Annotated in this window: 9 protein-coding genes; 6 read left to right on the top strand and 3 right to left on the bottom strand. The window is 72.7% G+C overall.

The genetic code is table 11. The features are described 5' to 3' along the window. Together AB0C29_RS26325 and AB0C29_RS26320 are read left to right on the top strand one after the other, a co-directional pair. The coding region (locus AB0C29_RS26325) for an alpha-hydroxy-acid oxidizing protein (protein WP_360825194.1) at positions 1 to 1,178 on the top strand (1,178 nt) is incomplete at its 5' end. After that, positions 1,171 to 1,671 (top strand): DUF402 domain-containing protein, encoded by a 501-nt coding sequence (locus AB0C29_RS26320; protein ID WP_360825191.1) that lies wholly within the window; start codon positions 1,171 to 1,173, stop codon positions 1,669 to 1,671. The genes AB0C29_RS26325 and AB0C29_RS26320, both read left to right, overlap by 8 nt. Here the strand turns inward: AB0C29_RS26320 and AB0C29_RS26315 are convergent. Both AB0C29_RS26315 and AB0C29_RS26310 read right to left on the bottom strand, forming a co-directional pair. Next, on the bottom strand, positions 1,644 to 2,468 hold the full coding sequence (locus AB0C29_RS26315) for a TIGR02569 family protein (RefSeq protein WP_360825188.1): 825 nt from the start codon (positions 2,466 to 2,468) through the stop codon (positions 1,644 to 1,646). The two genes, AB0C29_RS26320 and AB0C29_RS26315, sit on opposite strands and share 28 nt — an antisense overlap. Further along, complete coding sequence (locus AB0C29_RS26310) at positions 2,465 to 2,920, bottom strand: NUDIX hydrolase (RefSeq protein WP_360825185.1); 456 nt, start codon at positions 2,918 to 2,920, stop codon at positions 2,465 to 2,467. Before AB0C29_RS26310 ends, AB0C29_RS26315 begins: the two co-directional genes overlap by 4 nt. A 53-nt stretch (positions 2,921 to 2,973) precedes the next feature. Here AB0C29_RS26310 and AB0C29_RS26305 point away from each other — a divergent pair, with 53 nt between their 5' ends. The 3 genes from AB0C29_RS26305 (at position 2,974) to AB0C29_RS26295 (ending at position 5,294) form a co-directional block, all read left to right on the top strand. Beyond that, entirely contained in the window at positions 2,974 to 3,606 is a 633-nt protein-coding gene (locus AB0C29_RS26305; RefSeq protein WP_360825182.1) for a maleylpyruvate isomerase family mycothiol-dependent enzyme, read from the top strand. Positions 3,607 to 3,709: 103 nt separating this feature from the next. Continuing rightward, the gene (locus AB0C29_RS26300; protein WP_360825179.1) at positions 3,710 to 4,276 is read left to right on the top strand and encodes a hypothetical protein; all 567 of its coding nucleotides are present in this window, start codon (positions 3,710 to 3,712) and stop codon (positions 4,274 to 4,276) included. A 154-nt stretch (positions 4,277 to 4,430) separates the two neighbouring features. After that, entirely contained in the window at positions 4,431 to 5,294 is an 864-nt protein-coding gene (locus tag AB0C29_RS26295; RefSeq protein ID WP_360825177.1) for a hypothetical protein, read from the top strand. A 137-nt stretch (positions 5,295 to 5,431) separates the two neighbouring features. Here the strand turns inward: AB0C29_RS26295 and AB0C29_RS26290 are convergent, their stop codons facing one another. Then, positions 5,432 to 6,097 carry a metalloregulator ArsR/SmtB family transcription factor gene (locus tag AB0C29_RS26290; protein ID WP_360825174.1) on the bottom strand — a complete coding sequence of 222 codons (666 nt, stop codon included), beginning with the start codon at positions 6,095 to 6,097 and terminating at the stop codon, positions 5,432 to 5,434. A 145-nt stretch (positions 6,098 to 6,242) separates the two neighbouring features. Between AB0C29_RS26290 and AB0C29_RS26285 the strand changes: the two genes are divergently transcribed. Then, a partial coding sequence (locus AB0C29_RS26285) for an FAD-dependent oxidoreductase (RefSeq protein ID WP_360825171.1) occupies positions 6,243 to 6,967 on the top strand: 725 nt, incomplete at its 3' end.

The following is a 6,967-nucleotide window of genomic DNA, read 5'->3' as shown; positions in this document are numbered from 1 at the left end:
GCAGAAAAGCCTGGGCGTACGTCGCGGGCGGGGCCGGCGAGGGCCGGACGATGCGGCGCAACCGGGCGGCCTTCGACCAGTGGGCGATCATGCCGCGGATGGCCGCCGGCGCCGTGGAACGGGACCTCTCGGTGCAGCTGCTCGGCACCCGGCACACCACGCCGGTCCTGCTCGCGCCGGTCGGTGCCACCGCGCTCATGGGCCGCGACAGTGACGTGGCCATCGCCCGGGCCGCCGCGGCGACCGGCACCGCCTACGTCTTCTCCAACCAGGGGTGCAACCCGATGGAGGAGTGCGCGGCGGCGATGGGCGACACCCCGCGCTGGGTGCAGCTCTACTGGAGCACCGACGAACGCCTGGTGGACAGCCTCATCCAGCGGGCGGAAGCGATCGGCGCGGGCGCGCTGGTCGTGACCCTGGACACCACCGTGCTGGGCTGGCGCCCGCAGGACCTCAACCTGGGGTCGCTGCCGTTCAGCCGGGGTCTCGGCATCGCGCAGTACACCTCCGATCCGCGGTTCCGGCAGATCGTCACCGAGCGGCTGGCGGCACCCCAGCCCGGCAGGACACCGGTACGGGTGACGCCCGGTGCCGTTCGCGCGTTGCTCGCGATGACCCGCAACCACCCGGGGCCCTTCTGGCGCAACCTGCGCTCGCCGGTGCCTCGGGCCTCGGTCGAGACGTTCCTCGACATCTACTCCAATCCCGGTCTGAACTGGGAACACCTGGCAACCCTGCGGGACCGGACCCGGCTGCCGATCGTGCTCAAGGGAATCCTGCATCCCGACGACGCCCGTCGCGCGCTGGACCTGGGCGTGGACGCCATCGTGGTCTCCAATCACGGCGGCCGGCAGGTCGACAACGCCGTCGCCGCGCTGGACGCGCTGGTCGCCGTGCGGGAGCGGGTCGGCGCGCAGCCCACGGTGCTGTTCGACAGCGGCATCCGTACCGGCGCCGACGTCTTCACCGCCCTGGCGCTCGGCGCCGACGCCGTGCTGCTGGGCCGCCCGCACCTGTACGGCTTCGCGCTGGCCGGCCGGCGCGGCGTCGAGGACGTGATCCGCAACGTGATCGCCGAGCTCGACCTGACCATGGCCCTGACCGGTGCCCCGAGCATCGCGGCGATCACCCGGGACCTGCTGCGACGGGACAGCTGGCAGAGTGCGCCGCATGGCTGAGGTCGACGTGGTGTTCCGCAAGTTCGACGGCCGGCTGCACCGCCGCGCGGTCGAGATCCACCTCGGCGAGGACGAGTGGGGCACGTGGCTGGGCGTGCCGGTCGGTACGGAGGTGCACTACGTCGCGGCCGGTGTCACCCGCGCCGACGAGCACCGTGGCGTCCGCCTCATCCCGCACGACGGTTGGTACACCCCGCTGTTCTTCGCCCCGACCCGCAACCTCGAGATGTACTGCGACATCACCGCCCCGGCCGTCTGGTCGGGCCGGGAACAGGTCACGATCGTGGACCTCGACCTGGACGTGACCCGTACGCACCGGGGCCGCGTCACGCTGCTCGACGAGGACGAGTTCGCCGCCCATCAGGTCAGCTACGGCTACCCGGCCGAGACGGTCACCCGGGCGGCCGAGGCGGCCCAGCAGGTCCTCGCCGCGTGCCGAGAGCAGGCCGAGCCGTTCGGCACTCACTACCGCACCTGGCTCGAACGCGTCTGACCGGCCACGAAGCCGGCGATGGCCGCGACCACCGGTCGGTACGGCTCCTCCGGCTCCTGCGGCCACCCCGCGGCGTCCCAGGTGCCGAGCCGATAGACCGCCGCCCGGACCAGCAACTGTCCCCACTCCGGCAGATGCGCCCACCGCTCGATCACCCCGGCGTCGACGCCGTGCCACACCATCGCGTCCACCGCGGCGACAGCCGACGCCCACGCCGGCGGCCGCCAGTACGCCGCCCAGTCGATCACCGCCGGTGGTCGGCCGTCGGCGAACAGCACGTTGCCGAGCAGGTCGCCGTGCACGATCTGCTCCGGCAGCGCGATCGGCCGCCGGTGCGCCAGCAACTGGTCGAGCAGGGCGGAAGGTCTGCGCCGGGCCGGAGGCAGGTCGTCGCCGAAGGCGAGCTTGTTGCCGTACTCCCAGGGGTTGTCGCGGGTGTCGAGCAGCGCAGGTCGCGGCACGGCGGCGACCGCCTCGTGGAACGCGGCCCCGGTCCGGATCACGTCGTCGACGCGGCGCTGGTCCGGCTGCCCGGCGACGGCTCGGGCGGCCTCCCAGCCACCGGCCAGCCAGTCACCGTCGGCGGCGCGCACCGGCCGGGCGATCCGGAAGTGCGGCGACTCCGGCAGAGCGGCCAGCACGGCACTGCGCCAGCGGACCTCCTCGTCGCCCTCGGACGGCTTGAGGACCAGATCGCCGATCCGCCAGGTGCCGCCCTTGCCGCCGGCCAGCCGTACCGTCTTGCCCTGCGCGCCGAACGCCGCCCGCACCTCGGGCGGCGGCCCTTGATCTGTCATGGGTGACCGTCTTCCAGATAGAGCGTGGTGCTGGTGTGCAGTGCGCGCAGAGCGGCTGCGGCGCGCCGGGCCAGCAGCGGGGGCAGTCGTTGCGCGGCCTCGCCGGGATCGGACCAGGCCCAGCTGCGCAGCTCGGCCTCGGGCAGCCGCACCGGATCGCCGCACCGGCCGCCGTCGAAGACCAGCATCAAACCGTCGGTGCGGGCGTCCCGTGGTGGCACCCAGTCGACGACGAGCAGACGCCCCGGCACCACGCTGAGCCCGAGCTCCTCGGTGATCTCCCGCGCGGCGGCCGCCCGCGGTGACTCGCCGGCCTCGACCACCCCGCCGGGCAGCTCCCAGTAGGGCTTGTAGGTGGGCTCCACCAGCAGAATCCGGTCGTCGCTGTCGCGCAGCAGCAGCGCGGCGCCCATCCGCTTGCCCGGCAACGTGGCGGTCCAGTCGGTCGTCACGGCGGCCAGAGTACGGGCCGCGGAAGGGTCGCCGGCGACGTTAGCCTGTGCCTGTGGATATCCCATCCGCGATCGCCGACGAGCGGCGCCGCGTCGCCGATCTGGTGGAGTCGCTGACCCCGGAACAGCTGGAAACCCCGAGCCTGTGCGGTGAGTGGACGGTCCAGCAGGTGGCCGGTCACCTGCTGGCGGCGATCGGCAAGCCGGTGACACCGGTGCTGCCGCTGCTGGCCCGCAGTGGCTTCAGCATCCACAGGACGAACGCCCGGCTGGCGGTCCTGACGGCGGAGCAGCCGGCGGCCGAGCTGGCCCGCAGCCTGCGCGACAACGCGGAGAACCCGTTCCGACCGCCGATCGTGGGATATCCGGGGCAGCTGACCGACCTGCAGGTGCACGGCCAGGACATGCGCCGGCCGCTCGGCCTGCCGCACGGGCTGCGGCTGGAGCGGCTGCGGGTGTCACTGGACTTCCTGGTGGGCGGCCGGGCGGTCGGCTTCACACCGAAGCGGCGAGTGGCCGGGTTGCGTTTCGAAGCGGCCGATCTGGACTGGTCGGCGGGCGCGGGACCGCTGGTGACCGGGCCGGCGGAGGCGCTGATGCTGGCGATGACCGGGCGTGGTGTGGCGCTGAGCGAACTGGACGGGCCGGGCGTGCCGATCCTGCGCAACCGGTTGAGCCGAGCCTGATCGGCCGGTCCTTTTCGGATAGTTGTCCGGGACGCGCGGACGCCCCCGAACCGCGCGCCACGCCGGGGACAAAAATGTCAGTCGCCGGTCATAGCGTCGCGGCATGGATGACAACGAGTACGTACCCGAGAACGACCGCCGTCCGCACCTCACCCTCGAGCGGCACCTGACGATCGGACCGCACGTCTATCAGCTCACCGCGTCCGGCACGGGCGACGAGAGCATCGGCCTGTCCGTGGTCGGCTGGGGCCCCACGGGCGAGGTGGTGAGCGAGATCAGCGGAGGGATCTCACCCGCCGACCTCGCCCCGGTGGCGGACGCGCTGACCTCGACCATGGCCGGCCTGGCGGCGCTGCGGCGGCAACGTCTGTCGTCGGTGACACCGGCGCAGGCGCCGCCGGGGGAGCGGCCGAAGCGCCACCGTAACCAAGGCACTCGGTGGTCGGCCGAGGACGACGAGCGGATGGTCGCGCGGCACCGGGCGGGCGCGAGCCCGAGGGAGCTGATGGAGGAGTTCGGTCGCAGCCGGGGAGGCATCCTCGCCCGGCTGGAGCACCTCGGCCTCATCACCGCTGACGGAGTGCCGATCGCCGCGGGCGGAGTGCCGATCGCTGCGTCGGAGGAAGGCGGCCCCGGCAAGGGGACGGAGGTGGTCGCCGAGGCGGCGTGATGCACCCGCGCTGCACCCGGAGGTGAGCTCAGGTAGGCCCGCACCCACCCGATTCCTCCAGGTACCGGCGGACGGCTCCGCCGGTGAGCGGGCCCGGGCGTACCCCCTCGGCGTCCGGGCCCGCTCAGCTTCCCGCAGGCGGAAAGGGTGCACCGTGGTCACACCGGGGCCCAAGGGTCTGCACATCGGCATCGACACGGAGAAGGTCGTCGTGTCGCCCAGCCCGCTCAAGATGCGTACCGGCCGGGCCCGTCGGGTCCGCTGGGGTTCCGTCACGGAGGTCGTGCCGGTCGCGCCCAGTGGACGCAGCCGTCAGGACCGGATCCGGTTCGCCTCTCAGCTCACTCTCGTCCTGGTGATGCTGTCGGCGGTGCTCAGTGCGCTCGGCATCGCCTGGTGGCTGGCGGCGGGTGGCTCGGTCGCGCTCGTCGCTTTCGTGGCGGTCGAGCAGGCGCGGGCCGCCCGTACCGCGATCATCGCCATGCCCAAGGGCGACAGCGCCCACGTGCTCGTCGCTGCTGAGGAACGGGCCGCGTTCGAGCGGGCGTTCGTGGTGGCCAAGCGGGTGCGGCGCACCTGGCCCGCGCTGCGGCACATGATCGACTCCGATGACGCGGATCGCAGCCTGTCGGCGGCGCTGGAGGAGCTCGCCGCCATCATGGCCCGCCGCCAGCAGATCCGCTGCCTGCGTGAGGAGCTCGCTCAGGCCACCCGGCACGACCTGCCGGCGGACAGCCCGGCGGTGCAGGCCCTGGCCGAGCAGCGGCTGCGGGTCGAGGCGCTCTGGCGGTCCACGGCCGGCGCGGCCAACCGCATCCTGGCCAGCATCAACGCCGCCGCGCTGGCGGGGGAGAACCTCATCCGGGAACAGCGCATCGGCGACACCGCCCGCGAAGCTGAACTGGCGATCTCCCGGCTGACGGCGGCGGGGCCGCCCCGCACCGAAGCTGGCCCGGAGCTTGCCGAACGCACCGCCGCGGTGATCGCCGCCTACCGCGAGCTGGCCTCCGGCCGCTGAAAGCGCCCCATCCGGAGCTGACAGGCCGCGGGCTGGCCCTCCGGCCGCTGAAGAGCTCCCATCCGGGAGCTGACGGGCCGTTGGCCGGTCAGGCGAGCCCCGAACAGATCTCCGGGCCCGAGCTGCGAGGCGCCGCGTCAGGAGCGGAAGTTGTCCGCGTTGGCGCGGGCCTTCGCGCCCAGATCCGCCAGATGCAACGCCGCGCCCTGCAGCGACTCCGGCACCAGCCGATAGAACGTGTACCGCCCCCGAGGCTCGGCCTCGACCACCCCAGCCTCCCGCAACTGCTTCAGATGCCCGGACACGTTCGGCTGCTTGGCCCCGGTCTCCGCGACCAGATAAGCCGTACACGCCGGCCCGCCCGCCAGGATCTCCACCAACTGCGCCCGCAGCGGATCAGCCAGCAGCCGCACCACATCAGATCCAGCTGATATCAGCGAATCCTGATGCGACGGCGTCGCGGAAGACGTCAGCAGACCGCCCAGCAGGTCCATCGCGTCCTTCTTGACCCAGTAATAGACCCACGTCCCGCGGCGCTCGCAGTCCACCAGGCCGGTCTCCCGCAGCACCCGCAGGTGGTGCGAGATGGTCGCGCCCGTGACCTCGAACGCGTCCGTCAGATCACAGACGCAGATCTCCGTCGTGGCCGCGATCAGCGACAACAGCCGCAGCCGCACCGGGTCGCTGAGCGCCTTGAACATCGGCGCCAGCTCGACCGCGGCCTGCGGGGCGAGCGCCTGCGCCGACAGAGGAGGGCAGCAAGCCGCCGCCGGCGGGATCTCGACCACGGGAAGAACGGACATGCGGATAGCTTGACACTCGTCTAAGTCCGATGCAAGGTGAGGAAGGAGTTAGACCACTGTCAAGCAAGAGGAGCTAGGGGCCATGAGCGAGAAGTGCTGCGGAACCACCGAGGCGACCGTGGACCAGCGCAGCGAGGCATCAGGCATGGCTGATGAGTTGAAGGCGCTGCCGGTTGTCGTCATCGGTGCCGGACCGGTCGGGCTTGCCGCTGCTGCTCAGCTTCGGGAGCGGGGCCTCTCCTTCCAGCTCCTCGAGGCCGGTGCCGGCCCGGCTGCCGCCGTCCGCAGCTGGGGGCACGTCCGGCTGTTCTCCCCGTGGCGCTTCAACATCGACGCCGCGGCGGCCCGCCTGTTGACCGACGCCGGCTGGGTGCGTCCCGCCGACGACCAGCTTCCCACCGGTGTGCAGCTGGCCGCCGACTATCTGCAGCCGCTCGCCGATCTGCCCGAGATCAAGCCGCACGTCCGCTACGGCGCCCGCGTCGTGGCGATCACCCGGCTCGGCCTCGACCGGATCCGTACCGTCGGCCGCGCGACCGCGCCCTTCCTGGTCCGCTTGGCCGACGGCGAGGACATCCTGGCCCGCGCGGTCATCGACGCCTCCGGCACCTGGGGTACGCCCAACGTCCTCGGCACCTCCGGCATCCCGGCACACGGTGAGGCCGAGGCTGCCGCGTTCCTGGAGTCGGCTCTGCCCGACGTCCTGGGACGCGACCGTGAGCGGTTCGCCGGCCGGCACACTCTGGTCGTCGGCGCCGGGCACTCCGCGGCCAACACGCTGCTGGCCCTGGCCGAGCTCGCCGGGCAGGTTCCCGGCACCCGGGTGACCTGGGCGATCCGCGCCACGAACCCGGCCCGCAGCTACGGCGG

Source organism: Actinoplanes sp. NPDC048791 (genome assembly GCF_040650095.1).
Taxonomy (GTDB): Bacteria; Actinomycetota; Actinomycetes; order Mycobacteriales; family Micromonosporaceae; genus Actinoplanes.
The sequence above is the reverse complement of the archived record's forward strand: the minus strand, read 5'-3'. Positions and strand labels throughout refer to the sequence as shown.